The sequence below is a fragment of the Thermosipho africanus Ob7 genome (genome assembly GCF_003351105.1).
In the GTDB taxonomy this organism is placed as follows: domain Bacteria; phylum Thermotogota; class Thermotogae; order Thermotogales; family Fervidobacteriaceae; genus Thermosipho; species Thermosipho africanus.
Genome location: NZ_NKRG01000001.1, coordinates 243,801 through 269,414 on the forward strand (window position 1 = coordinate 243,801; position 25,614 = coordinate 269,414).

A 25,614-nucleotide genomic window follows, 5' to 3' on the forward strand; every position below is an offset into this window, starting at 1 on the left:
TGGAAGGAGGAAAAATAATTGAAACAATTGATTGATGCAATTTTTCAGAAAGAACTGGGGGATTTTAAATCTTTGATAGGTTATGTATATAGATTAAAAGAAATTTCAAAAATTTTGGGTTTTGATACATTGTATAAATCAAGAAGTACAGAAAGAGAAAGAAGGCCAGCTATTGTTGAGGACAATGGAAAAAATAGTTTAAAAATTTTGTTTTTATCAACTAAAAGTTATTCAAGAATAAAAGTAGATATAAATAAGTTTTGTGTAATCAGTGAAGATTTTGAATGTGCTGAATTGGTATTAAAATCATCATATGCATTCAATTACCATAAAAAATTAGTGTTTAAGCTTCCAAGAAAAGTTATTGAGGAAAGTTTTGTAAAATGTGGTTTATGTAGAAAAAATATAAAAAATTTTATTGAGGTGATATAAAGGTGAAAGAGATTATATTAAAGTACTTGAATAATAAGTTTGAAGAAGAAGAGGAAAATAAATTGTATCTTTTAATAAAAAAAAATTGTAACTATAATAATTGGCACTCATTCTAATTATAAAGATACATTGATTGATATATATGGAACTTATGATTCGGCTGTTAATGAAATTATAAACGAAATATTTATAAAAATAAAAAATAAAAAAGAGATTTTGATGTCAATAATAAACAATATTGAAAACATTGAAAGTTATATTTCAAGGATGATTTTAAATCATATTATCGACATTGTAAAGAGCTATAAATCTAAACTTTCTTTGAATAAAGAAGATGATGACGGGAACGAAAAGATAGATGTGATAAATATTGCTGAATTTGATGATTTAAAATCTGAAATTATTGCAGAGTATTTTGTTGAAGAGTTAAAATCTTTAGATAATATGCAACTTTGTTATTATTTTTACAAGGTTCTCTACAATGAAGAAATATTCTATAGTGAAAAATCAAAGGATGCAAAGTATAAAATGGTTCAAAGATTAAAAGAAAAACTGAGGAATTTAGTAGAAGATTTTGGAATAGATCAAAAAGAATTTGCAATAGCAGTGAAAATCTATATGTCAGAAATTTGTGATAAGATTCGTCATAATAATAGAGAAGAAAAAAATAAAAAGTAGGAGGTTACTATGAGCTTTTTAAAGAAAGAATTTGAATTGTATAAAAATTTATTTGGAAAATATAAATTAAATATTGAATCCCTAAAGATAGTGCCTGAAGGAAAAGCCTTGGAGGCAGGAGATGTTTTTGTAATCTATGGTGATATTTTAGTGTATGGAGTTGTTATTGAAAAAAATGGGGATTTAGCTGAATGCGTTTTGCTTTCTCAAGATGTTTTTTTAAGTAGCTCAAAAGCTTTAAAAATAAAAATAAATCATTTAGTTGATTATGTTTACGTGACACACGTAAATTTTTATATTGAAGATAATTTTGCAAAAAATTATTGTCAAGTCATTATAAATGTAAAAGAAGATATCAACAAAATTGCTGAAAATGTTGAAGAATTAGAAGAACAAATCTATACAGGTCCAAGAAAAGAATATTTTGATCTATTGATCGACCAAATATCTTTATTGTACGATATTTTCTTTGAGAAGATTTTTGATGAGACCAAAGAAGAAGACAAAATAATAGAAATAAATATTCCATACGCTAGTGAATTTGCGTTAGTTGCAGGGACAAATAGTTTAAGAGGGGAAAATTTTGTTGGTATTGTTGAAAACAATACCCTAAAAGTTTATTTGCAAGATAACGCTATTGGTAAAAAAGGAAAGTTGATTTTTAAAAACCAGGTTATCTATGAAGGAGAACTGCCAAATGCCTTTGTGTCAAATAATATAAAAGTATCAGTTGAAGATTTAAAAAAATTTTTAGTTATTGAGGTGATTGATTGATGTTTTCAAGGCTGTTGAGTTCAAATTCTTCTGATTTTTTAAAAATCTTGGAGCGTGACGACATTACAGTAAAGGAAGCAATTGAGTCTTTTATAAATGCGGAAGACTTTGATAATGAATTTCTTGTTTTTTATGAGATAGTAAAAAAAATTAAAGAAAAAAAGATTGTTGATTTAAATCAAGAATTATTAAAAAAATTCTTTAATGGAGAAGAAGAAATAATATTTGATATTTACAAAAACGATTTTGTTGAAGTTTTTTTCCCTACAGTAAACAAACTTGGAAACGGAAAAATTGCCAGAGCAATTATTTTTGAATCAAAAAAAAGTTTTACAAATAATCCAGACTTGAAAAGTTCACTTGAGAAAATTGAAAGTCTTGTTGGTAAAAAACTTATTGTAATATTTGACAGTGAATTTAAGGGTAATTCTTTTGAGCTTGCTGTAGCTATTGGTTCATTATGTAAAAAAATTCCTAAAAATATAGCATTTACTGGAGAAATTGATGAAAAAGGGAATATCAAGAGAAATATTGAATATTTAGATTTAAAAATGAAAATTTGTAGTGAAAATAATTTAAAACTAATAAGTGCTTTTGATGTGGATAATGTATTTGAACTTAAGGAATTTTTTGAAGCAAAGAAAATACATATACCAATACTAATTTCGTTAATGGCAAAAGATAAAGAATATATTAGAACTTCATATGAAGAATTAAAAGAGGCAGTTAACGAAAAATTTGAAATAAAATACAGTGATATTTTTGAAAAAATTTACGATGTAAATAAAGTTTTTGTCAAAGATAGCTTGAATGATGATTGGGGACAAGTTTTAAAAGAAGTAAATAGCTTGCTTTACAAAATTATATCAAATAGAGGTATCCCCCATATTGCAATAATGGGGCCTGCATCATTTTCTATGGCTTTAGGTATAGCTTTAGGTGTTCAAAATCCGTTAGTTGTTTATCACAAAGCAGGAATTGAATATAAGCCTGTTATTGATCTGACTGACAATGTTAGAAAGGTAAAGAACATAGTAAATGATTATAAATTTGTAAAGTATTCAGTGGAAAATGAAAATGGTAAAAATTGTGCATTTATATTGTATTTTGCTTCTCACAATCCATATGATGCAGTTAAAAACTTTTTAAGCAAAAATAATATTGATTCAAAATTGGTATTAATTGAACCAAATTTTGGAAAAGGGAATTTACCCGCAGAAGATTGGAGTGAAATTGTTTCAGAAATAATGTCTATTACTCAGAACATACAATTTAAACATTCTTGTGAAAACGTCTTTTTCTTTATGAGTTGTCCGGTTCCATTAGCTTTTGGAGTAGGGCTTTCATTTGGAGATTTTGCAAAGGGTTCAATATTCCACTTTGATAAAAATACGGGTGATTATATTGAGGTATTTAAAATAGAAAAAATTAGGGGGTAATTTTATGAAGTTATTTTTTTCCACCTTTGGAAAGATTAGTAATTATAAAGAAGTTGAATATTCTATTGATTACAACGAAAACACATTTGTAAGTCCGTTTTTACCAGATTTAATGTACAAAGCTTTTGGGGTTGATACTACAGAGCTTTTTTTACTAGATACTTTGGTAGAAAAAAATGATTTATAAAAAGAAGATTTTAAATACGAAGACATTATTACTAGTCTGGAAAATAAGTATTCTGATTATTTTAAAAGTAAAGATTATAAAGGAAATTTAAATTTACATATTATTCCTGGTGTTGGAAGTTATAAAGAATTTAGATTTGTTGGAAACATGAATGATACATATTATATGACGTTAATTCAGCTTTTGAATATTTTTTCAAGACCAGAAGTAATTAATTCTGAAGAAATTGAAGTGATATTTGATATTAGTTTTGGTATTAATTATCAATCTAATGTTTTATATAGAACGTTAATGGATATTTTACCAATATTGGCGTATTTCAAAAAGGTACGTTTTAAACTTACAAATGCAGAGCCTGTAATTAACACTTCAGCAGAGGGAAAAAATAAAATTAATGTTTATGTTGTTGAAGAAAAAGTATTTGAACAGTCTATATCTTATAAAAAAGATTTTGCTAAAAAAACTATTAATGTTTTTAGAGGTTTGTCTGTTAATGAAAGAAAAGAAGTTGGGAAAAATTATATTGGAGAATTTGAAAAAAGATTAAGAAATGAAAAAAATATGGGTTTGAATGATATTTTTTTAAATTTAGAATTATATTTAAAGTCTATTTATTACGGTCTTCCTCTTTTATATTTATATACAATGAATAGAGTTGATTTTAAATATGTAGTTGATAAATCATTAGAAGTGTATAATTCATCAATTGAAATTAGAGATAGTGATGAAAAATTAAAAATGGTACTTAGGAAGTTAGAATTTTCAGAAGGTATAAAATATTTGGTGCTTGGCAGTATATTTAAGATTTACTTTGAAAATATTTATGGAACAAAATACTGTACTGAAATACCATATGATGAACTAAAGAAATTGTCAAATTTTATATGGAAAATTGATGAGTTTAAAAATCAAATTTCATTGGTTCTTGAAAAAGAGATTAAAGAGATTGAAAGTTTGTTTGATTATATAGAAGAAGGAGAAGAAATACTTTTTGATTTAGAGATTCTCAAATCAAGGAAAAATGAAAGTATAGAAGGCGAAGAAAAGGTTGAAAATACAAAAAAAGAACTAGAACCTGAAAATGATGAATTAAAAAAACAAAATAGTAAAGAAAATTTCTCAAGAGAAGAAAGAAACTTTGTTGCTCATGGTAGTTTATCTAAAAACACTTTTTATTTGAAAAAGTATAATTCAATGGTTTGCATAAGGTTAAATGAAGAAAAAATATGTGAATTAGGAAAAGCAATATAGGGGGAGTTTAATGAGAATTTATTTAGATTTAGATTTTGAAAAGTTAGAGCTTCCAATTCATTATAATCATATATTACAGTCTATCATTATAAACATGATAGATTCTAGCGGATATAGAAAATTTATACACGATGAAGGGTATGTTTTGGGAAAAAGAAAATTCAAATTATATACTTTTTCAAGATTGCTTGGGAAATTTCAAATATTTGGTAATAAAATAGCTTTTTTCAATGGTGCAAGGCTTATTATATCTTCGTTAGATGATGCTATGGTCGAATATATTATAAATTATATTTTGAAGAAAGGATATATAAATGTATTAGGTGAAAAAATATATGTTAAAGCTGCTGTTTTAAAGTCCTTTCCTTCTGCAAATTATCTTAGAGTTTCAACAAAATCTCCCGTGGTAGTTTATTCAACTTTGTTTAATTATGAAAATAAAAAAGAAACAATTTTTTATGAACCGGATTCAAGTAAATTTTTATCTCTTGTATATGAAAACATTTTAAAAAAATACACTGCTTTTTATGGAAGCATATCTAAAAATAATATTGAAATAAAACATGTAGGTAAAAATCCAAAAAGAGTAAAGGTAGTTTATAAGAATACGGTAATTTTTGGTTGGCTTACTGCATTTGATATATATGGAGATTTTGAGTTACTAAAGGTTGCTTATGACGCTGGAATAGGAATGAAAAATTCAATGGGATTTGGATGTGTGGAGTTAATTTAGGATTTTAAAGGGAGAGTGATTTTATGAAAGGTTTGGAAACTTTAAAATTTAATATTGAATTTATTTCTCCATTGATAAATCGCAGAGGAAAATATAAAGATTCGATTCTTCTGCCACAAACTGTACGTGGAGTAATGAGATATTACTTTAGGGCAACAGCTGCAAGAGTTTTTGGAAATAATTATAAAAAGATCAAAGAATTGGAAGATATTATATTTGGTTCTATTAATAACAAGTCTTTTTTTGATGTAACAGTTACTTTGCAAAAAGAAAGGAAAATAAAATTATCTGAGTTAAAGGCTTTGAGATATCCATTATATGGTGTTATTTTTACTAAAAAAAATGAAATAAAATTCAATGAAAAAATAAGTTTATTAGATTCTAGGAGTGAGTTTTTGGTAAATTTTATATTTTTTAAATCATTTTTCAAAAGAAAAATAAAAGATTGTAATAAAGTAGATGAATATTTTCATAAATTTAAGGAGTTTATCAAGGATTTATTTGTCTTAATTTCATTGGTTGGAGGATTTGGAGCAAAGGTAAAGAAAGGATTTGGACAATTTGTTATAAGAAACATAGAAAGAGATATTAAATTAGAGGACATAGGTACAATATTAAAGAATTTAGAGGAAAAGATAAAATATTTGGATAAAATTTTTATAAAAGAAAACGAGAAAAATAAGGAAAGTATTACGAATAATAGTAGTAGCATAAGTAATGAGGCTTTTGATTTTCCAGCGTTTGTTGATGGATTTTTTTATGTATATAAATTAAAAAAAGAATTTTATTCATACGAAAATGCTCTTAGGAATATATATTTTTCTAAAAAAAATAATTTTTCATATTTAAATTTGAAAAAAAAGTTAAGAGGTTCTGCGTTTAAAGATGCTATACAAAATTTTAATGACAAAAAGAAAGTTGATTTTAATGATGCATTACTTGGATTGCCTGTTTTGTTCTTTTATGGTAAAGCAAACTATAAATTAAATGCTTTAGATGATAAAGGAAATGAATATAGAAAATCATCTTTACTAACAATAAAATTGTGGAGAGAGAGGAATGGGAAATATAAAGTTTATTTAATTGTTTTATTAAGTAAAATACATTTAAAAAATTCAAAAATTGTATTAAAGAAAATAGTACAAACAAATGGCAGTGAAGGTAAATCTAAGAAGAAAGAATTTAAATCCTCAATAAATATAGATTTTGATTACAATAAGTTAAAAAATACAATAGAAAAATATAAAGAATTAAATAAAATAATCTAGTTTTTGAGGTGATATAAATGAATGAAATTAATTGGAAAAAGAAGGTTGAAGCTTTTTTACACGATCCAGTGAATAAAATGGCAAATATTAGAGGACATAAAAACTTAGCTAAAACTTTATTAAATAAAGTCGGCTTGGAACAAAATAATAATCCGAGATATGATTATATTGCTTCTGCTGCAACTAGGATATTGTTTCCTCAAGAAGTAACAAAGATTAAAAGAAATTCTGAGCAAATAAGGATTGAATTTGATGAATCAAAGTTTTTTCATCCGTTTTCTGGAAATGATTTGAGCGAATACCATAAAGTAAAGGAAAAAATTAAAAATATCGATGAAGAAAATTTTATATCTAAATTGGCCAAAATAGAAGATTATAAAAAACTTGCGTATAGGCTTTGGTGGGAAATTCCTAAAATTTCGGATTATTCGTATCTAATATTGGAAGATACAAGGCTTACAAATCAAAGTATTATAGATCACTTAGATATTTCTTCAGCTTTTGCAACAGCAGATGAAGAAAGCAATGGATATTTAATTTTGTCTGTAAGTATAGGTCCAGTACAAGAATTTATTGCAGCTGGAAGAAAGATTAGAGATTTACGGTCAGGAAGTTATCTTCTTTCTTATCTTACATTTAAGGGGATTCAAGTAATAGGTGAAAAGTTTGGATTTGATTGTATTATATTTCCAGATTTGAGAAATAATTATTTAGTAAAAAAATATCTTGAAAATATTGATGACTTTTTTAAAAATAATTCGGAAAAATTTTTAATGCAGCCAGAAGTTGCTTCTTTACCAAACGTTTTTACAGCTATTATTCCATATAAAGAAGAATACATAGATAAAAATAGTGAGGAAAATATAGAAATTTTAATTAAAAGTGCTATAAAAAAGGAAATAGATAATATTTCTAAGTTTATCTTTGATTTGATAAAAAACAAAAAGTTAAAAGAATACACATTTTCAAAAGAGATTGAAAATAATCCAGAATTATACTGGAATAGACAAGTGAATATTTTTCCTGACATTATAGTTGAAAGTGTTATGTTTTATATATTTGGTGATGAGAAGCTTAATAAAGAAAATTGGATATTTAAAGAATGGGAAAAATTTATCGGTTCAAATGAGTTAGAAGATTACTATGAACAGTTGTCAAAATTAGAAAATACATATAGTTTATCTGAAGCAAATATGTACAATTATCATACAAAAATACTTCAAGCAAAAAGTTTTTTGAGAAAAAACACACGAAATTTTAAGGCCTTAATTGAAGATTTTGAAACTCCAGGAGATGATTTATCAGGAGGATTAAAATCTTTAGTTATTTATGAAAAGGGAGATAGAAAAGAAAATCTGTCGGCTTTAAGTGTAATAAAAAGGGAGTTTTATAGATATCTTAAAAATGTAGGTTTAGATGAAGCAGGTGAAGGAATAAGAAATACAAGACCAATAAGCTATGAAGATTCTGAAGATGAGGAAGAAAACAACAAAGAAAGTATAGTGAAAGAATATAAGTTAGGTGTTTTATTAATGGATGGAGATCAAATGGGCAAATGGATAACTGGCGATAAAATAGAGGATAATTTAAAAAGTGTTCATCCAAAAGCAAAAGAATTTCTTGAAAAACAATCAAGTGACTATTTAGATTTTTTAAAGAAACATAAGTTAATAAATCCAACTTATCAAAAATCTATAAGTAGGACTTTAAACAAATTTTCTTACTTTGTACCTCATATTGTTAGAGAATTTGAAGGTGAACTAATTTATGCGGGTGGAGATGATGTGCTTGCGATATTTCCCGCTAATAGAGTTCTAGAAGCTGCAAATAAGATAAGAAAAGTTTATTCTGGAATAGGAAATGTAAGAGTGGAGGTTAATAAAAATGATGGAAAGAGAGATATATATGAATTTAGGAATGGTTTTTGTTATAAAGATGATTTACCTTTATTTAATATGATGGGAGAAAAAGCTACAATGTCAGCAGGTATTGTTGTTTGTAATCCGAAGTTAAATTTGTCGCTTGTTCTTGACGAGGTAAGAAAAGCAGAAAAAGAAGCAAAAAATGAAGGAAGAAACAGATTTTCTCTAAGAACAATTAGAAGAAGTGGAAAAATAACTAATTTAGTGTTTGAGTGGGAGTATTTAAGTAAATCAAAAGAAGTTTTTGATATTTTAGATGAGGTAGAATTTGTATACTCATTATTTGAAAAAAACGAAACAAAAAAAGAAAAGTCATATAATTCATTCTTTCGAAGGTTAAAAGTTGAATATGAAAAGTTGGAAATTAGTAAAAAAGAATTTATAGAACAGGTAATTCCTTATGTGTTAAAACGAATAAAAAAGATCAAAGGAATAGAAAAAGTTATAGAAGTACTAGAAAAATATGTTCAAATCTTGGAAGAAAATAGTAAAAATTTTGAAAACAACAACCTTGAAAAATTTATTGATCTATTATTAGAGTACGAATACATAAAAAGGAAGGTTGATAAATATGAGTAAAGTAAAGGTTCTTAAATTTATACCTATAGATTGGGTTTCTTTCAGAAAGTCAAAAAATTTTTCAACTTTTGAAAATACAATTTTTCCAAATATTAAAACTTTTTACGGTGCAATATTTTCAGCTTACTTTAGAAAAAGGGGAACTAAAAATGCTATAAAAGAAATAGAAAAAATGATTGAAGAAAAATTAATAAATTTAATCGGGCCATTTATTGTTTCGGAAAGAAATGAAATATATTTTAGAAAGCCGGCTAATTTAAAACTCAGAAAAATTTGTAAAAATGAAAATTCATGCGAATATGAGTATGAGTATTATAAAGGATTTCCATGTCAAGACTCTTTTGCTGTTGATGACAAGAATTTGAGATATATAAAATATAGTAATATAGATAATCTTTCAGAAGAAGGAATAACTTTTATTTCGATAAGTGATCTTGAAACTTTTAAAAAGTCTTCAGACAAAAAATTATATTTAAACTTACACAAATACAACAAAAATTTACCTTTTAGTATAGAAAGAAAAGTTGGTATAGCACTAGATAATAAAAAAAGAATGGTAGATAAGGAGCATGGGGCATTTTATTTATTATCAACCTACCGTTTTAGAGATGGGGCAGGATTTGGGGTTTTTATTGATGAAAAGACTGAGCAGTTTTTAAATGAAAATAAAATTAACACAGTAAATATTGGAAGTAAAGGTAAATTGGCAAGATTAGAAATTTTCGAAATTGAAACTGATTTGTTTTCTAAAGAAAGCAGTAGTAAGATTAAAGGATTGATGCTTTTAACTCCTGCCGTTTTTAAAAATGGATTTCTTCCAACGAGCGAATATATCAGGCAAAAAATTGTTGCTGTTTGCAATTACAAGCCTGAGGTTTATTCTGGATGGGATTTAAAGAAAAACAAGCCAGGTAAAATGTTTAGAATTGTTCCACCAGGCTCAGTTTTTTTTACTGAAGAAAAGTATTTAGAAAATTTAGAATTAACTGAGGAATTTAATGAATATAATTATGGAAAGTTTATAGTATTAGAAAATTGTGAATAGGGGAGGTAATATTATGAATCATGAAGTAGGAAGAATAGGATTTTTTTATGCTGTTACACAGATACATGCTGGGAAAGGTTTTGATGTTGGAATAGTTGATCAACCAATTCAAAGAGAGATTCATACAAGATTTCCTGTAATAAATGGTGTTAAGGGGGCAATTAGAAATGAGATAAGCAGGTTAATAAATATAAATTATAATGACATTACACAAATTTTTGGAACGGAATTTCAAGACAACGAAGCATCCGAAGCTGGTAAGGTAAGTTTTTCAGAGGGGAAATTAGCTTTTTATCCCGTTAGAAGTATCGATAGAGGAATTGTATGGATAACTTGTCCGTTAATTTTATCTAGATTAAAAATAGCATTTGACGTTGTTGGACTAGAAGAATTTAAAAAACTAATTGAGAAAATAAATATAAGTTATAAAGAGGATTATAAAGCATTGTCAACAATCAATGATTCTAAAATTTGCTTGGAAGAATTTGAGCAAGACATTGAGTATTCTGAAGATTTAATGAGTTTTGTAAATCATTTAAGAAATATTTTTCCTGATGAAAGACTTTTTGAGAGATTTTCTAGTAATTTAGTTATTTTAAGTGATGAAGATTTTTCATATTTTGTTACTAATAGTACAGAAGTTATTGCAAGAATAAGAATTAACCCTCAAAAACGAACAGTTGATAAAGGAGCATTATGGTATGAGGAATATATTCCACAAGATTCTGTGTTGTTTTTTATTTCAAAATTACTAGTTAATGACGCAGATTATTTATTAAAAAAAATTGATGAATTAAATTCAAAATTTTTAAATATAGGTGGTAATGCTTCAATAGGGAAGGGGATCGTTTATATTTCATTTTTACCTTTTAAGGGGGAAGATAAAAATGAGAAATAAAATTGAAATAAAGAACTTTTCTCAAAATAAAATAAAAGAAAATTTAAAGGAAATGGAAAGTAATAATGAATTAAAAAAAAGTTATAAAAGTTTAGTGAAAAGTTTAGGTGCGTTAGTTTTGCAGAATGGGTTATACGCTTCAATAGTTTTTATTATTTCTAAAACAAAAGATAAAAATAATTACTATTATGTACTAAAAGATATTCAAAAATTTTTAAAAGAATATTTTAAGGATAGTTATGTAGTAAACAATAAAGATATTAAAGATATTAAACAAGAAGTATTAGAATTTTTAGAAAGTGAATCTTTCAAAAAAGCTTATAAACAATTTTCGGAACAATTTATAGAATTTATAAAATGGCATAGGAGATATGTTGATATCTACATTGATATTGATTAATTTGTGGGAGTGATAATATGAAGGTGGGTTATAAAGAAGATTTGGGTAATAAAAATATTAAATCATTTAGTTTGTTTTATGATAAGTATGTTTATTATAATTTACATAAAAATTTATCTAAAAAGAAAAATGAGGATAAATTAAAAGATTTAAATAATATACTTAAAGTATTTTTCAATAATAATAGATATATTTATGAAAATTCAAAAATTTTAAATGATGTATTTTCGAAAGCTTTAAAGCAGCTTCAAACTTCAGGGTATCAAATATATGAAAAAAGTTTTGAGTTGAGTTCTCCCTTGTTAATTGGTTCAGGTATTCCTTCAGCTTACGAAGTTGGAATTTATTTAAATAGAAATTATGGCTTGCCTGTTATTCCAGGACAATCTATTAAAGGGTCATTTAAAGCATTTTTAGATGAAATTGATGAAAACGATCTTATTTTTTTTGGAAATAATGAGAATTCTTCTGAAATTTTCTTTTTCGATGCTGTCCCAGAAAAATACAAATTAGGAATTGATATTTTAAATCCACATTTTAAGGAGTACTATTTGAGCGAAAATGTGCCAAACGATGTTTATCAACCTGTTCCAATTAATTTTATTAGTGTATTTGAAGGAACATATGTATTTAGATATGTTATAGTATCAGAAAAAAATGATGATAATAAAAATAAAAAAATATCAGAATATTTTGAAGAATTTCTAACTATATATGGAATAGGTGCAAAAACTTCTATGGGTTATGGTAGATTTAAAAAGTGATTTATTGTTTTCAATATTGAAATCTTCGTTTTTCAATATGGTATAAAGTAAAACATAGAATGTTGTAGGAAAGTAAAAAAAGGTTGTCAGATATAAGTAGTATAAGTAGAAAGTGAAAAGGCAAATTTCTAGGGCTGTTTTTAAAAGAAAAAATAAAACGAGGGAGCAGTAATAAACTAGGAGAATATTTAAAAAATAATATTTTGTAAAAGCAGCATTAGATTTTCTGCAGGAATCGATAAATTAAAAACTAAATTTAATTTATAAGTTATAAATAATAAGTAACAAAATAAAAGGAGGTTATCCCTCCTTTTTTTGTTTGTTTAGATAATATTAAGCTATAAAATTTCATAAAGTGAAGAAAATAAATGTTTTATCTATAATAACCTCAACGATAGAGTCTAAACGCTTATGTTGATGAAGATTATTATGGTAAACATCATTATGCAATTTCATTCCTCATAGGTAGATTCTAAACAACAATTATCCCCGTTGCAAATTGGAGACAGTTTCGTACGTTTTCATTCCTCATAGGTAGATTCTAAACACGATTTCTTTGGTTCAACAAAAAGCGACTATGTTTTAGAATCGTTTTCATTCCTCATAGGTAGATTCTAAACCATATAAAGGACGTTTGCCACAAGGAGCAGTAACTAGTCCGTTTTCATTCCTCATAGGTAGATTCTAAACGTTTCCTAGTTGACTCATAGAGCCAGTGCCGGAAACATGTTTTCATTCCTCATAGGTAGATTCTAAACTAAGTGAAGGTGTAATTATGGATACATATGAATTTGTGTTTTCATTCCTCATAGGTAGATTCTAAACCTATACTATATAAATAAATATAACAAGAAAAAGTAACAAAACCTTTGAGCGGAAGTAAACAGTAAGTTAAATGTAGTATTTATAAGCTTTCATTTAATTTTATCTTCGGAAACATCTCCTAAAAATTTGTCTAATTTTAATTTGTTAACATAAAAGTTACAAATATAAAAACAGGAAACTAGTAAAAAAGAGTTTTTTTCAAAATTGGTTACAAAAGTGTTAACATGACGTTTTATCTTAAAATATTTTTGTGATTTTTAATTGTTAATAATAAATTGTTATTTTATTAATATAATTTTTCTAATGTTATTTAGTAGTCCAGCCAAGATAGTTTGAAATTGGGTAAAAAATTGCTTTTATGATCAAGAATTGGCAGCGGATAAAAAATAAAATATAGTTTATGAAAGTCAAAAGAAAATAAAGGGAAAACATTATAAAAGCAAGATTTATATATTATTTTTGGCGTATCGGTTAAAAAAATGGAAGTAGATGCACTCTTGACATGTAAAAAAATAATTAGTTGTTTTTTAAAAGTTTTGATATTTATGTATGCTTTATACAAATCAATTGACATCTGCTGTAAATTTGTGTAAACTTGTATTGAGGTGATAATATGAAAGAAAGATTAAAAAAAATATTAAGTATTTTAGAAAATTCAAATAAGCCAGTTAAAGGAAGAGATTTGGCAGAAGTTTTAAAAGTAAGTAGACAAGTTATCGTTCAAGATATATCTGTGTTAAAGACAAAAGGATATAAGATTTATTCAACCAGAGAAGGATACATTTTAGAAAAAAAGAGAGATGTTGTAAGAAAGATGATTGCCGTAAAACATAGTGAAGATGAAATATATGATGAGCTGTTAAAAATTGTTAAAGCTGGTGGGAAGGTAATAGATGTTATTGTCGAGCATCCTCTATATGGTGAAATAAAAGGAAGGCTTGATATAGAAACTATGGATGATATTTCAAAATTTATGGCACTGATGGAGAGTTCTAATGCAACTCCTCTATTAAAATTGTCTGGAGGAGTTCATATACATACTATTGAAGCACCCAACAAAAAAATAATGAATGATGTTTTGGATGCAATAAGTAAATATTTATTGGGGGTGGAAAAATGAAGATAGATCAAGTGGTTGATTTAATTGTCTCAAAGAAAGAACAAAAAAATTTGTTGATTTTAACTTCGATTCTTTGGATAATCGGATCAGCAGGTGTAATGGTAATGCCATTTGTTGTTCCTGACCTTGTTTCTGAGTGGAATTTAACAACAGTACAAGCAAGTAGTTTAATTAGCTCAGTTTTTATTGGTATGCTATTAGGTGCATTATTTTCTGGAATTATACTAGACTATTTTGGAAGAAAGATTGGTGTAATATTTTATTTGCTTGTTACTGTTATATTTACTGTTTTATTTGGTTTTTCAAAATCTTTTGGTAGTGCATATGTATTTAGACTTCTTTCTGGTTTTGGATATGGAGGTTTGCTGCCTTCAGTTAATACTTATTTATCAGAGTATACCTCTATCAGGCTTAGGGGAAGATATTTAGTGATATTAGAGGCAAGTTGGGCTGTTGGTAGTATTTTAATAGCTCTTTTTGCTGTCACTTTGGGCGAAAAATTAGGCTGGAGATGGGATTTTTATATTTTTTCAATTGGAATTATTTCTTTAATTCCGTTTTTTAGAAAAAAAGATACTCCAAAATATATATTTGAAAAAAGAGGGGTTGAAGGTTTAAAAAAGATTTTTAACAAAGTACCTGAAAATATTGAAGAGATAGAAAAAGTAAAGGTAACTTTCAGTGGACTTTTTAGAAAAGAACATATAAAACAAACTATTTTAGTTATTGTATCTTGGTTTGTGGTTAGTTTTGTATATTATGCATTATTTTCATGGGCACCAAAGATATTTATTGCAAGTTTAGGGATAACTATTACAAAGGCAAAATGGTATACATTCTTTGTATATCTCGCACAGCTTCCGGGTTATCTTTCAGTTGCTTATTTGATTGAAAAGTGGGGACGTAAAAAAACTCTTGCAACATATTTCATAGGTATGGGTTTATCTTCTTTCCTATTGCTGCTTGCAACTGGCAATTTGAGCTTTCTGTTTATAGTATTGATCCTTTCATTTTTCACTTTGGGAGTTTGGGGACTTGTGTACGCATATACTCCTGAGCTATTTCCAACTTCATTTAGGGGAACTGCAAATGGTGTTGCAGGTGCAACTGCAAGAATAGCAGGAATTATTGCCCCGTACTTTACTGGTTATTTCGTTGACAAATCTATAGTAGCAGCTCTTTCATTTGTGTCTTTGTTTGCTATATTTGCAGCGGTTATGACTCTTGTATTGGGAGTAGAGACAAAAGATAAAGCGGTAAATTAAATAAAAGTAATATTTTTTAAAATAAAGGCTCCATATTGGAGCCTTTATTTATTTGACTGTAAAATCGTTTTATGATATACTATTATCAGACAAAGATAAAGAGTGATAAGATGGCTGATAAATGGGGTGAGAAAATGAAAGAATTGTCTACAAGACAAGAGCAGATATTATATTGTCTTGTAAGAGAATATGTGAAATCTGGGACCCCAGTAAGTTCTCAAAAGATTTTAGAATCTACAAATCTTGAGTGGAGTGGTGCAACTGTAAGAAATGATATGAGAAAGTTAGATTATCTTGGATACGTATTTCAGCCACATACTTCTGCGGGAAGAGTCCCGACAGATAAAGGTTTAAGATTTTACGTAAATGAAATATTAAAACTTAGAAAAGAAACAAAGAAATCAGGAAGTTCTATAGACGTTAGTATAGATTTTCCAATAGGTGACTTGGATAAGATTATTCAAGGTGCTGCAAAGCTACTTGCAACCACAGTTAAAGCTTTTGTTATAATTGAAAAACCTAATCCTATGTATTTAAGAATTAGAAGAGTTGTTTTAACACCAGTTACTAAAAACTTTTCCATTGTTAATATAATTACCGAACTTGGACTTACATCAGTTCTTCCAATTCAGCATTCAGAAATTTACAATATTCAAGAAATAGAAGAATTTTTAAACAAAAGTCTTGATGGAATTTTGCTTAGTGAATTTAGGGCTAAACTGAGAGAAGTTGTTGAAAGATTTTCATGGGTTGGAGGAAGGCTGAAAGAATTTATTGAACTTTCAGAAAAGATAGCTTCTGAAAAGTATGAAGAATATATTACAGAAGGTGTTTTTAATCTTGTTAATGCAAAAAGATTCGATGAAGAAAAGTTAAAAGAGATTGTTAGATTTTCAACAAATGAAGAATATTATTCTAAGATTTTTGAACTTGGAGAAGGCATATTCATTGGAAAAGAGCATAATATTAAAAACTTTGAGCAGTATTCAATTTTGATAATGCCGTACTTTGTTTTCAACAGAGAAGTCGGGAAAATAGCTGTTATTTTTGATAAATTTAGTGATTACAACAGAGTATTCGATAGTGTGGAATATGTAGTGAATAGATTAACTGAATACTTTACTGTTGTTGCAAGAAATGTTGAATAATGGAGGTGGAAGATATGGAAAAAAAGGAAATGAAAAAAGAAAAAATGATTGAAAATGAAAAAGTTGAAAATGTTAAAGAGGATGCTAATAAAGAAAAGAAAGAAAAAGGAAAGGAAAAAGATTTAGAAAAAATAATTGATGAACAATCAAAAAAGATTGAGGAACTTGAAAATCAGTTAAAAGAATTTGAAAATTACGCTAGAATTTTAAAATCTCAATTTGAGAATTATAAAAAAGATGTTGCAAGGGAAAAGGAACAAATTTCTATTTCAACAATTGGTAGAATTGTAGAAAAATTAGTTCCTATAATTGATGATTTTAAAAGAGCATTTAAAAATGTTGATGATGAGACTAAAAAAACACAATTTTTCAAGGGAATGGAAATTATATACAAAAACTTATTTAAAATACTAGAAGGACTTGGTTTGCAGGAAATTAAAGTTGGAGATAAATTCGACCCGTTTGAGCATGAGGCTGTAGAAAGAGTTGAGGATGAAGAAAAAGAAGAATATTCAATTGTTGAAATTGTGGAAGATGGTTACAAATTTAATGGACGAGTTCTAAAACCTGTGAAGGTAAAGGTCTCGATTAAGCCTAGGAGGTGAAATATATGGCCAAAAAAGACTATTATGAGATTCTTGGTGTTTCAAGAAATGCGTCTCAAGAAGAAATAAGGCAGGCATATAAACAATTAATAAAAAAATGGCATCCGGATAGAAATCATCAAAATAGAAAAGAAGCGGAAGAAAAATTTAAAGAAATACAAGAAGCATACGAAGTTCTTTCTGATCCTGAAAAAAGAGCAATGTACGATAGGTTCGGATATGTAGGTGATGTCCCACCAAACGCTGGTAGTGGAGGCGGTTTTGGTGGCTTTGGTGGTTTTGGTGGTTTTGAAGATATATTCAAAGACTTTGGTGATTTTATTAATAACGATATATTTAACATATTCTTTGGTGATCAAAGAACATCTTCAAGACAAAAACAAAGAAGAGCAAAACGCGGAGAAGACATAAATATAACTGTTGATGTGCCTTTTGAGCAGGTATTTACAGGAACAACTATCCCAATTGAATACGATAGGTATGAGGTATGTAGTCATTGTAATGGTGAAGGGGTAGAGCCAGGAAGTGGATGGGTAAGCTGTCCGAAATGTCATGGAACAGGGGTAGTTAGAGAAGAAAGAAGAACGTTTCTTGGAGTTATTGTAAATCAATACACATGTAATCAATGTGGTGGCACAGGAAAGATACCTGGAGAGACATGTCATGTATGTGGTGGCAGTGGAAGAATAAGAAAAAGACATAGAGTGGAAGTAAAAATTCCAGCTGGAGTTGACAACGGAACCGTTATTAGAGTTCAAGGTAAAGGTAATGCAGGGTATAACGGTGGTGGATATGGCGATTTATATGTAAATGTAAGAATTACAGGACATATTGATTTTGAAAGACGTGGAAATGATTTAATAAAGGAGATAAAAATAGATTATGTTGAAGCAATACTTGGAACCAAAGTAAAAATTAAGATGCCTGACGGTAGAGTTAAAGAAGTTAAGATACCATCAGGTGTTCAAGATGGAGAAAACATTTATGTATACGGAGAAGGCGTACCAGATATGAGAACGGGAAGAAGGGGAGATTTAATTTTAAAGATCAAAGTAGATATTCCAAAAAGAGTATCTCGCTCTGAGAAAAAGTTATTAAAGGAAATTGCGAAATTGAGGGGAAAGGATGTTGACGAAGAAGAGTGAAAAGATTGTTAATTTTTTAAGAGAGACAGTTGCACAATATAATTTTAGAGGATTAGTTCTTGGAGTTAGTGGAGGACTTGATTCAGCAGTAGTTTTAGCACTTCTTGTAAAAGCATTTGATAGGGATAAGATAAAGTGCTTTATTTTGCCTGAAAGAGATAGTCCTAAAGATTCAGTTAAAGATGCTGTTTTTGTTTGTAAATACTTTGGAGTTGAATATGAAATAAAGAATATTACAAAGATTCTTCGAGCACTTGGCATTTATAAATATTACCCACCAGCATTTTTTGTGCCCTGGAAGGTAAAGGAAAATTTTGCAAAGAGAAGATGGCAAAAGTATAAAGAAAAAGGTAATCCTTTTGAATTTGATATAGAAGGAATCTATGATGAAGAGTTTTTAAAAGGTATAAGCTACTATAGGGCAAAACATAGGGTGAGAATGGTTTATCTATACAAAGAGGCGGAAAGAAGGAATTACGCTGTTGTTGGAACTACTAATAAAACAGAATTTTTAACAGGGTTGTATGTAAAGTGGGGAGATGATTCAACAGATATTGAACCAATTTTGCATCTTTATAAAACTCAGGTATACGAACTTGCAAAAGAATTAAATGTCCCTGAAAAAATAATTATGAAACCAGCTTCACCAGATTTAATTCCAGGAATTGGTGATGAAGAAATATTTGGGCTTGATTATTCTACTCTTGATAGGATATTAGATAAGCTAGTAAATAACAAAAGTTTGGATGGTGAAGACCCTGAAAAGGTTAAACTAGTAAAAAGGCTTTATCAAATTGGAAAAAAGAGAAATTCATTAAGGAATGTAAGCATGGTAGATGATTTATATGGAACTTAAAACGTTAGCAAAAAAGCTAATTTTTGATACTTTAGAAGATATCCAACCTGAAAAGCTAGTAAAAGAAAAGTTAAAAGAAATAAGGGTTGATAAGAAAGTATATGTTCTTTCAATTGGAAAAGCAGCATGGAAGATGGCAAAGGCTGCAAATGATGTATTGGATATAGAGTATGGAATAGTTATAACAAAATATGGATATAATTTTGGAAATATTGAAAATTTTGATATATTTGAAGCAGGGCACCCTCTACCGGATGAAAACTCACTTTCTGCTACAAAATTTGCCGTTGAAAAATTTTCAAAATTATCAAGAGATGATATCCTATTGTTTTTAATATCTGGAGGAGGTTCATCTACTTTTGAACTATTGCAAGATGGACTTTCATTGGATGATTTAAAAGATGTAACGACGCAGCTCTTAAAAAGTGGTGCAGATATTAAGGAGATTAATACTATTCGCTCAAGACTTTCAAAAGTAAAAGGTGGAAGGTTTTTAAATTTTGTTAAATCAAAGGTAATTACATTGGTTTTATCAGATGTACTTGAAAATGATTTAAGGTACATTGCATCAGGTCCAACATATGAAGCATGTAGTACCTTTGAAGATGCTTACAAAATAATTAAAAAGTACAATTTAGATTTTAATGAAAATATAATTAATGTTTTAAAAAAAGATGTAAAAATCAACAAGCAGATTGATGTAGAGCATTACATAATAGGGAGTATTGATATAGCATGTGATATTCTAGAAAAACATGCAAGAAAGTATAATTTAAACACACTTGTTTTAACTACAAGACTTGATTGTGAGGCAAAAGAAGCTGGAAAGTTTATTGCAAGTATAGCAAAAAGTAGTAAATTAAAAACACCATATTGTATTATTTTTGGTGGAGAAACTGTTGTAAAGGTAAAAGGAAGCGGAAAAGGTGGAAGAAATCAAGAACTCTGTTATTCAGCAGCACTTGAAATAGAAAATATGAAAGATGTGGTTATTGCAAGTGTTGGAACAGATGGAACAGATGGTCCAACGGATGCTGCAGGGGCAATTGTTGATGGAAAAACTATCTCAAAGGTGAGAAAATTTTCGAATGATCCAAATGAATTTCTTTTAAATAACGATACCTATAATGCCTTAAAACTTTCTAGAGATCTCTTAATAACGGGTCCAACGGGAACTAATTTAAATGACATAGGATTTATACTCAAGGGGTGATAATGTGATGAAGGCTCTTGTTTTAACAAAGATAACTGATTATTTTAGAAAAAAGATGGAAGAGTTTAATGAGATTGAATGGTATACTCCAAAAGATATAGATTACGTCTTAGAAGATGTGGAAATAATAGTTACTGGATATTTGACTGAAGAACAAGTAGATAAAGCAAAAAAATTAAAAGCTATTTTTATTCCTTGGACTGGTGCAGATAAACTTCCATGGAAAAAGATAAAAGAAAGGAATATAATTGTTTCAAATTCGCACGGTAACGGAAAGATGGTAGCTGAACGTGCGCTATCTTTATCCCTTGCTCTTCTTGGAAGAATAGTAGAATTTCACAACGACCTTGAAAAGGGAATATGGCATGGCTTTGCCGTAGGATTTAAGGAAGAAGATTATTGGTACTCACTTCAAAGAAAAAATGTAGCGATACTTGGGACTGGGGTTATTGGAAGACATCTTGCAAAGCTTTTAAAAGGTTTTGATTGTCATATAACAGGTTTTAAAAGAAGCAAAGAACAAATAGCAGGATTTGATAGGATTGTAACTTCAATAGAAGAAGCAATATCAGATGCACAGGTAATATATCTTGCACTACCTTTAACTGAAAAGACTTACAAAATTATCGATGAAAAGATGTTTGAAAAAATGAGAGGAAAGTTTTTAATAAATGTTGGAAGAGGAGAATTGATAGATGAATACTCACTTTTTAAGGCGCTTAATGAGAACATATTAAGAGGTTTTGCATCGGATGTCTGGTATAAGTATCCTTCAAAAGATGAACAAGTTATCTTACCTTTTAATTTTCCAATCCATAAGTTCAAAAATGTAGTTCTTTCTCCACACGTTGGAGGGTTTACAATAGAGGGTCAGCAAGGAAGAATAGATGAACTATTTGAAAATATAGAATCATTCCTGAAAAAAGGTTTTCCAAAAACAGCTGTAGATCCCGAATTGATGTATTAATTGTTAAAACAAATTTATATTTAGGGGGGATAAAAATGAACATTACAGTTATTGGAGCAGGAAACGGAGGACTTGCTCTTGCTGGTTTTTTAGCTATGAGGGGATTTGCTGTTACTTTATATAACAGAAGCTTAAAAAGAATTTCATCCTTTATCAAATCTAGAGTTATAAAATTGGAAGGAGAAATTACTGGTAGTGTAAAAATAAAGAATGTTACAAATAACTTGGAAGAAGCCTTAAAAGATGCAGAATTAGTAATGATCGTTGTTCCAGCTTTTGCACATGCAGATATTGCGGAAAAAGTTTCAAAATACGTAAAAGATGGTCAAATTTTTATTTTAAATCCAGGTAGAACGTTTGGTGCACTTGAGTTTTATAACATATTTAGAAAGAATCGGGTAGATAAGGATGTTATAATAGCAGAGACTCAGACCTTTCTTTTTGCCTCTAGAACTTCCAATCCTGGAGTTTCTCACATATTTAGGGTTAAAAATGCTGTTCCAATTTCTGCAATTCCATCGACAAAAAATGAAAAATTGAAAAAGGTTATTGAAGATATAGTCCCCGAGTTTCATGTAGTGGATTCTATAATTTATACTAGTTTTAATAACATTGGTGCGGTTTTTCATCCAGCAACTCTTATTCTTAACTCCGGACGTGTTGAAAGCACGTTTGGAAAGTTTGAATTTTATCTTGAAGGTATTACTCCTTCAGTTGCAAGAGTTCTAGAAAAGATAGATGCAGAAAGATGTTCTGTTGCAAGAACACTTGGAATTGAGCCAATGACGGCAAAAGATTGGTTAAATTATGCATACGATGTTTTAGGTAACAACTTGTATGAAGCTATACATAACAATGCTGGCTACCAAGGAATTATCGCACCGCCGAGTCTTCAAAATAGATATATATTTGAAGATGTGCCTATGAGCCTTGTTCCAATATCTGAAATGGCAAAAAAATTAGGTATAAATACTCCCGCGATAGATTCTATTATTTACCTGTCTTCAATAATGATGGGGCGTGATTTTTATAGAGAAGGTAGGACCTTGGAACGTTTAGGAATTAGTAAATTAAGCCTTGATGAGATAAAGAATCTGATATACAAGGGGGTGTGAAATGGTGAAGAAGATTTTAGGTGGTTCGATAGGTAGCTGTGTACATGTTGCTGGTGTCTTGAATTTTTTAAAGCTTGCAGAAAAAGAGGGCTATAAATCAATTTACCTTGGTGGGGCAGTTCCTTTAGAAAAATTTGTTGGTGCAATTGTAGAGAGTGATCCAGATATAGTTGCTATTTCATACAGACTTGATCCCAAAGCACTTGAAAAGCTTTTAAATGAGTTTTATAAAATGATAAAAGAAAAGAATTTACTTGATAAGGTTTACATATTTGGTGGAACAGTTGAAACGGCAGCTGTTGCAAGAAAATTTGAGTTTATTTCTAAAATTTTTGATGGTTCACAAGACATTGACGAAGTTATTTTATGGCTCAGGAACGCAAAAAAGGATAAGGAAAAAAAAGAAATACCTCCACAGTTTTTACCTGAGAGAATAATTTACAAAAGGCCTTATCCTCTTATTAGGCATCATATAGGGCTTGCAAGTCTAGAGGAAACGGAAAAGCATATAAGAATTCTTGCTGAATCTGGCCTACTTGATATTATTTCACTTGCACCTGACCAAAATTGTCAGCAGTATTTTTTTGAACCTGAAAAGATGGATAGAAAACAAGACGGTGCAGGTGGGGCACCAATTAGGACGAAAGAAGATTTTATTAGACTCTATAATGCTTCAAGAACAGGCAATTACCCACTAATGAGATGTTATTCTGGAACAAGAAATTTGGTTGAATTTTCCAAATTACTTAAAGATACGATTAATAACGCATGGGCAGCTATACCTTTAACATGGTATTCCGATCTTGATAGAAGATCTGATAGACCATTGCTTGAAGCAATAAAGGAAAATCAAGAAGCAATAAAATGGAATGCTGAAAATAATGTTCCAGTAGAAATAAATGAAGCTCACCAATGGTCATTGAGGTATGCACATGATGCAATGGAAGTTGCAACGTTTTATCTTGCAGCATACAATGCTAAAAAGTTAGGAGTAAGACATTATGTTGCGCAATACATGTTGAGCACACCACCAGGTCTTTCACCAAAATTTGATCTTGCAAAGCATATTGCAAAAAAGCAATTGATTGAAACTTTGGAGGATGAAGCCTTTACTTCGTATACTATGATAAGAACTGGACTTTTATCATTCCCTGCTGATGAACATTCTGCAATGGGGCAGCTTGTAAGTACCATGTTTTATGGAATGTATTTAAAGCCTGACATAATTCATGTGGTTTCTTATTCAGAAGCAATAAGGCGTGCTACTAGTAAAGAAATCATAGAAAGTGTAAAAATGGTAAAGCAGGCAATGAGGAATGCGATGAATGGCCTTCCCGATTTTCTGGAAGACAAATCGATTAGAAATAGAGTGGAAGTGTTAAAGAATGAAGCCATGATGATAATTGATGCAATTAAGCAAATTGGAAAAGAATTCGATGATCCTTTGATAGAACCTGAAGTAATATATAATGCAGTAAAGCTAGGGATTTTAGATGCTCCAGGATTAAAAGGTATGTCTGTTGCAAAAGGAAGGTTTGAAACGCAAATTATAGATGGTGCATGTTATGCTGTGGATGAAAATGGTAAAATACTTACTGAAGAGAAGAGGTTGGAAATTATAAGAAAGGAGGCGGGAATGTGAAGATAGCAATTGTTTGTGATAAGAATATCAATGATGAAGAAAAAAGAATGGTTGAGGCGGTAAAAAATGCAGTGTCTAAAAAATATAATTGTGAAGTAGTACAATTTGATGAGAATTTTATCAATAAAATAAAAGATTTTGATTTTGTGTTTAATCTATCAAATAAGGGTGGAAAGGAAACAATACAAGTTCATGTTCCTGCTCTCCTAGATTTGTTAAATATTCCATATACTTCTTCAAATGCATATTCACATTCATTGTGTCTTGATAAAATAACTACTAAGATAATTATGCAGCATTATAACATTCCAACACCAAGATTTTATGTATATGATCTAGGACAAATTCCAGAGAAAATAGATAATGGCACCTTTATAGTAAAGCCACCACGTGAAGGAAGTGCACGTGGTATTTCAAAAGATAGCGTAGTTGATAATTTAAAAGCTCTACAAAAAATGGTAAAGTATATACATGAAGAGTTTAAACAACCAGCACTTGTAGAAGAATTTATTGATGGTACAGAGTTAAGTGTTGGTATAATAGGAAATGGGGATAGTTTAGAAGTTTTGCCAATTTTGGAGATAGATTTTTCAACCCTTCCAGAAGGTCTTGAAAGATTTTATTCTTACAATGTAAAGCATAATTATGGTGAGATGACTAATTATATATGCCCTGCAAGAATTTCAAATAATGTAAAAGAAAAACTTGAATTTTATGCTAAAAAACTTTTTAGAGTATTAAATCTTAGAGATTATGCAAGAATGGATGTTAGAATTAGGGATGATGAGATATACTTCTTGGAAGTTAATTCAGCTCCTCAGCTTGTTCCAGTATATTCAGACATAACAAAAATGGCGAAAGCTGCAGGATATGAATATGATGATTTAATTTTGAAAATTTTAGAAATATCAATGGAAAGGTGGGGACTTAAATGAAGAGTTACACTGAATATCTCTGGTTTAATACTAAAAAAAGGAAAGAACTCATAAGGATTACAGATACTATTGAGGAAATTGTAGAAAAAAGCGGTATAAAAGAGGGACTTTGTCTTGTATCGGCAATGCATATAACTGCTGGTATAATTGTAAATGATGATGAATCGGGTTTACACAAAGATATATGGGAGTGGCTTGAAAAACTCGCACCAGTTGGAGATTATAACCATCATTGGACTGGCGAAGATAATGGAGATGCACATTTAAAAAGGATTTTGACACACCATCAAGTGGTGCTACCTGTTACAAACGGGAAACTTGATCTTGGGCCTTGGGAGCAGATCTTTTACGCCGAATATGATGGACAGAGAAGAAAAAGAGTAGTTGTGAAGGTTATTGGTGAATAAT

25 protein-coding genes and 1 CRISPR repeat array are annotated in these 25,614 nt (G+C 28.9%); all 25 genes read left to right on the plus strand.

Annotation, left to right across the window (positions count from 1 at the left end):
- The first annotated feature begins 18 nt into the window (after nucleotides 1-18).
- On the plus strand, nucleotides 19-432 hold the full coding sequence (locus OB7_RS01280) for a hypothetical protein (protein ID WP_004103949.1): 414 nt from the start codon (nucleotides 19-21) through the stop codon (nucleotides 430-432).
- Nucleotides 433-651: 219 nt separating this feature from the next.
- Nucleotides 652-1,110: a hypothetical protein gene (locus OB7_RS01285; RefSeq protein WP_170128434.1), complete on the plus strand. Its 459-nt coding sequence runs from the start codon at nucleotides 652-654 to the stop codon at nucleotides 1,108-1,110.
- A gap of 9 nt (nucleotides 1,111-1,119) precedes the next feature.
- Nucleotides 1,120-1,884, plus strand: a complete 765-nt coding sequence (locus OB7_RS01290) for a hypothetical protein (RefSeq protein ID WP_012579497.1) — start codon at nucleotides 1,120-1,122, stop codon at nucleotides 1,882-1,884.
- Nucleotides 1,884-3,323 (plus strand): SAVED domain-containing protein, encoded by a 1,440-nt coding sequence (locus tag OB7_RS01295; RefSeq protein ID WP_114702428.1) that lies wholly within the window; start codon nucleotides 1,884-1,886, stop codon nucleotides 3,321-3,323. The genes OB7_RS01290 and OB7_RS01295 overlap by 1 nt, the downstream gene beginning before the upstream one ends.
- Before the next feature lie 4 nt (nucleotides 3,324-3,327).
- Complete coding sequence (locus OB7_RS09930; RefSeq protein WP_249030984.1) at nucleotides 3,328-3,510, plus strand: hypothetical protein; 183 nt, start codon at nucleotides 3,328-3,330, stop codon at nucleotides 3,508-3,510.
- Nucleotides 3,511-3,534: 24 nt separating this feature from the next.
- Nucleotides 3,535-4,761 (plus strand): CRISPR-associated CARF protein Csx1, encoded by a 1,227-nt coding sequence (locus tag OB7_RS01300; protein WP_428843306.1) that lies wholly within the window; start codon nucleotides 3,535-3,537, stop codon nucleotides 4,759-4,761.
- Between the two features lie 10 nt (nucleotides 4,762-4,771).
- A complete protein-coding gene (cas6, locus tag OB7_RS01305) occupies nucleotides 4,772-5,494 on the plus strand; it encodes a CRISPR-associated endoribonuclease Cas6 (RefSeq protein WP_114702296.1) in 723 nt (240 codons plus the stop codon).
- Between the two features lie 23 nt (nucleotides 5,495-5,517).
- Complete coding sequence (gene cmr1, locus OB7_RS01310) at nucleotides 5,518-6,762, plus strand: type III-B CRISPR module RAMP protein Cmr1 (RefSeq protein WP_114702297.1); 1,245 nt, start codon at nucleotides 5,518-5,520, stop codon at nucleotides 6,760-6,762.
- A 17-nt stretch (nucleotides 6,763-6,779) separates the two neighbouring features.
- Nucleotides 6,780-9,263 (plus strand): type III-B CRISPR-associated protein Cas10/Cmr2, encoded by a 2,484-nt coding sequence (cas10, locus tag OB7_RS01315; protein WP_114702298.1) that lies wholly within the window; start codon nucleotides 6,780-6,782, stop codon nucleotides 9,261-9,263.
- Nucleotides 9,256-10,308 (plus strand): type III-B CRISPR module-associated protein Cmr3, encoded by a 1,053-nt coding sequence (cmr3, locus tag OB7_RS01320; protein ID WP_012579491.1) that lies wholly within the window; start codon nucleotides 9,256-9,258, stop codon nucleotides 10,306-10,308. Before cas10 ends, cmr3 begins: the two co-directional genes overlap by 8 nt.
- A gap of 13 nt (nucleotides 10,309-10,321) precedes the next feature.
- Nucleotides 10,322-11,206, plus strand: a complete 885-nt coding sequence (cmr4, locus tag OB7_RS01325) for a type III-B CRISPR module RAMP protein Cmr4 (RefSeq protein ID WP_114702299.1) — start codon at nucleotides 10,322-10,324, stop codon at nucleotides 11,204-11,206.
- Nucleotides 11,196-11,606: a type III-B CRISPR module-associated protein Cmr5 gene (gene cmr5 / locus OB7_RS01330; protein WP_114702300.1), complete on the plus strand. Its 411-nt coding sequence runs from the start codon at nucleotides 11,196-11,198 to the stop codon at nucleotides 11,604-11,606. Before cmr4 ends, cmr5 begins: the two co-directional genes overlap by 11 nt.
- Before the next feature lie 17 nt (nucleotides 11,607-11,623).
- The gene (gene cmr6, locus OB7_RS01335; RefSeq protein WP_114702301.1) at nucleotides 11,624-12,370 is read left to right on the plus strand and encodes a type III-B CRISPR module RAMP protein Cmr6; all 747 of its coding nucleotides are present in this window, start codon (nucleotides 11,624-11,626) and stop codon (nucleotides 12,368-12,370) included.
- A 448-nt stretch (nucleotides 12,371-12,818) separates the two neighbouring features.
- Nucleotides 12,819-13,195: a CRISPR direct-repeat array (repeat unit 30 nt; unit sequence GTTTTCATTCCTCATAGGTAGATTCTAAAC).
- Between the two features lie 613 nt (nucleotides 13,196-13,808).
- The gene (locus tag OB7_RS01340) at nucleotides 13,809-14,315 is read left to right on the plus strand and encodes a transcription repressor NadR (protein ID WP_012579487.1); all 507 of its coding nucleotides are present in this window, start codon (nucleotides 13,809-13,811) and stop codon (nucleotides 14,313-14,315) included.
- Complete coding sequence (locus tag OB7_RS01345) at nucleotides 14,312-15,580, plus strand: MFS transporter (protein WP_114702302.1); 1,269 nt, start codon at nucleotides 14,312-14,314, stop codon at nucleotides 15,578-15,580. Before OB7_RS01340 ends, OB7_RS01345 begins: the two co-directional genes overlap by 4 nt.
- Nucleotides 15,581-15,714: 134 nt before the next feature.
- Nucleotides 15,715-16,728, plus strand: a complete 1,014-nt coding sequence (hrcA, locus tag OB7_RS01350) for a heat-inducible transcriptional repressor HrcA (RefSeq protein ID WP_237697480.1) — start codon at nucleotides 15,715-15,717, stop codon at nucleotides 16,726-16,728.
- A 14-nt stretch (nucleotides 16,729-16,742) separates the two neighbouring features.
- Nucleotides 16,743-17,333, plus strand: a complete 591-nt coding sequence (locus OB7_RS01355; RefSeq protein WP_004103913.1) for a nucleotide exchange factor GrpE — start codon at nucleotides 16,743-16,745, stop codon at nucleotides 17,331-17,333.
- Between the two features lie 5 nt (nucleotides 17,334-17,338).
- A complete protein-coding gene (gene dnaJ / locus OB7_RS01360) occupies nucleotides 17,339-18,478 on the plus strand; it encodes a molecular chaperone DnaJ (RefSeq protein WP_012579485.1) in 1,140 nt (379 codons plus the stop codon).
- Nucleotides 18,459-19,334: an NAD(+) synthase gene (gene nadE, locus OB7_RS01365; protein WP_114702303.1), complete on the plus strand. Its 876-nt coding sequence runs from the start codon at nucleotides 18,459-18,461 to the stop codon at nucleotides 19,332-19,334. The genes dnaJ and nadE overlap by 20 nt, the downstream gene beginning before the upstream one ends.
- Nucleotides 19,324-20,547, plus strand: coding sequence for a glycerate kinase type-2 family protein (locus OB7_RS01370; RefSeq protein ID WP_170128435.1), 1,224 nt, complete (start codon nucleotides 19,324-19,326; stop codon nucleotides 20,545-20,547). The genes nadE and OB7_RS01370 overlap by 11 nt, the downstream gene beginning before the upstream one ends.
- Before the next feature lie 7 nt (nucleotides 20,548-20,554).
- Nucleotides 20,555-21,514, plus strand: coding sequence for a 2-hydroxyacid dehydrogenase (locus tag OB7_RS01375; protein ID WP_114702429.1), 960 nt, complete (start codon nucleotides 20,555-20,557; stop codon nucleotides 21,512-21,514).
- A gap of 35 nt (nucleotides 21,515-21,549) precedes the next feature.
- The gene (locus tag OB7_RS01380; RefSeq protein WP_114702305.1) at nucleotides 21,550-22,629 is read left to right on the plus strand and encodes an NAD/NADP octopine/nopaline dehydrogenase family protein; all 1,080 of its coding nucleotides are present in this window, start codon (nucleotides 21,550-21,552) and stop codon (nucleotides 22,627-22,629) included.
- Nucleotide 22,630: 1 nt separating this feature from the next.
- Nucleotides 22,631-24,271, plus strand: a complete 1,641-nt coding sequence (locus tag OB7_RS01385) for a cobalamin B12-binding domain-containing protein (RefSeq protein WP_114702306.1) — start codon at nucleotides 22,631-22,633, stop codon at nucleotides 24,269-24,271.
- On the plus strand, nucleotides 24,268-25,206 hold the full coding sequence (locus tag OB7_RS01390) for a D-alanine--D-alanine ligase family protein (RefSeq protein WP_114702307.1): 939 nt from the start codon (nucleotides 24,268-24,270) through the stop codon (nucleotides 25,204-25,206). The genes OB7_RS01385 and OB7_RS01390 overlap by 4 nt, the downstream gene beginning before the upstream one ends.
- Nucleotides 25,203-25,613: a secondary thiamine-phosphate synthase enzyme YjbQ gene (locus OB7_RS01395; protein WP_114702308.1), complete on the plus strand. Its 411-nt coding sequence runs from the start codon at nucleotides 25,203-25,205 to the stop codon at nucleotides 25,611-25,613. Before OB7_RS01390 ends, OB7_RS01395 begins: the two co-directional genes overlap by 4 nt.
- Nucleotide 25,614 lies beyond the last annotated feature (1 nt).

Excerpts from the sequence above, each read along its gene's own strand:
- OB7_RS01285 (WP_170128434.1), top strand. The coding sequence starts at position 652 with ATGTCAATAATAAACAATATTGAAAACATTGAAAGTTATATTTCAAGG.
- cmr4 (WP_114702299.1), top strand. The coding sequence starts at position 10,322 with ATGAATCATGAAGTAGGAAGAATAGGATTTTTTTATGCTGTTACACAG.
- OB7_RS01375 (WP_114702429.1), top strand. The coding sequence starts at position 20,555 with ATGAAGGCTCTTGTTTTAACAAAGATAACTGATTATTTTAGAAAAAAG.
- cas6 (WP_114702296.1), top strand. The coding sequence starts at position 4,772 with ATGAGAATTTATTTAGATTTAGATTTTGAAAAGTTAGAGCTTCCAATT.
- OB7_RS01380 (WP_114702305.1), top strand. The coding sequence starts at position 21,550 with ATGAACATTACAGTTATTGGAGCAGGAAACGGAGGACTTGCTCTTGCT.
- nadE (WP_114702303.1), top strand. The coding sequence starts at position 18,459 with ATGTTGACGAAGAAGAGTGAAAAGATTGTTAATTTTTTAAGAGAGACA.
- OB7_RS01345 (WP_114702302.1), top strand. The coding sequence starts at position 14,312 with ATGAAGATAGATCAAGTGGTTGATTTAATTGTCTCAAAGAAAGAACAA.
- dnaJ (WP_012579485.1), top strand. The coding sequence starts at position 17,339 with ATGGCCAAAAAAGACTATTATGAGATTCTTGGTGTTTCAAGAAATGCG.
- cmr6 (WP_114702301.1), top strand. The coding sequence starts at position 11,624 with ATGAAGGTGGGTTATAAAGAAGATTTGGGTAATAAAAATATTAAATCA.
- OB7_RS01385 (WP_114702306.1), top strand. The coding sequence starts at position 22,631 with ATGGTGAAGAAGATTTTAGGTGGTTCGATAGGTAGCTGTGTACATGTT.
- cas10 (WP_114702298.1), top strand. The coding sequence starts at position 6,780 with ATGAATGAAATTAATTGGAAAAAGAAGGTTGAAGCTTTTTTACACGAT.
- cmr3 (WP_012579491.1), top strand. The coding sequence starts at position 9,256 with ATGAGTAAAGTAAAGGTTCTTAAATTTATACCTATAGATTGGGTTTCT.
- OB7_RS01295 (WP_114702428.1), top strand. The coding sequence starts at position 1,884 with ATGTTTTCAAGGCTGTTGAGTTCAAATTCTTCTGATTTTTTAAAAATC.
- cmr5 (WP_114702300.1), top strand. The coding sequence starts at position 11,196 with ATGAGAAATAAAATTGAAATAAAGAACTTTTCTCAAAATAAAATAAAA.
- OB7_RS01355 (WP_004103913.1), top strand. The coding sequence starts at position 16,743 with ATGGAAAAAAAGGAAATGAAAAAAGAAAAAATGATTGAAAATGAAAAA.
- OB7_RS01395 (WP_114702308.1), top strand. The coding sequence starts at position 25,203 with ATGAAGAGTTACACTGAATATCTCTGGTTTAATACTAAAAAAAGGAAA.
- OB7_RS09930 (WP_249030984.1), top strand. The coding sequence starts at position 3,328 with ATGAAGTTATTTTTTTCCACCTTTGGAAAGATTAGTAATTATAAAGAA.
- hrcA (WP_237697480.1), top strand. The coding sequence starts at position 15,715 with ATGAAAGAATTGTCTACAAGACAAGAGCAGATATTATATTGTCTTGTA.
- OB7_RS01340 (WP_012579487.1), top strand. The coding sequence starts at position 13,809 with ATGAAAGAAAGATTAAAAAAAATATTAAGTATTTTAGAAAATTCAAAT.
- OB7_RS01370 (WP_170128435.1), top strand. The coding sequence starts at position 19,324 with ATGGAACTTAAAACGTTAGCAAAAAAGCTAATTTTTGATACTTTAGAA.
- OB7_RS01290 (WP_012579497.1), top strand. The coding sequence starts at position 1,120 with ATGAGCTTTTTAAAGAAAGAATTTGAATTGTATAAAAATTTATTTGGA.
- cmr1 (WP_114702297.1), top strand. The coding sequence starts at position 5,518 with ATGAAAGGTTTGGAAACTTTAAAATTTAATATTGAATTTATTTCTCCA.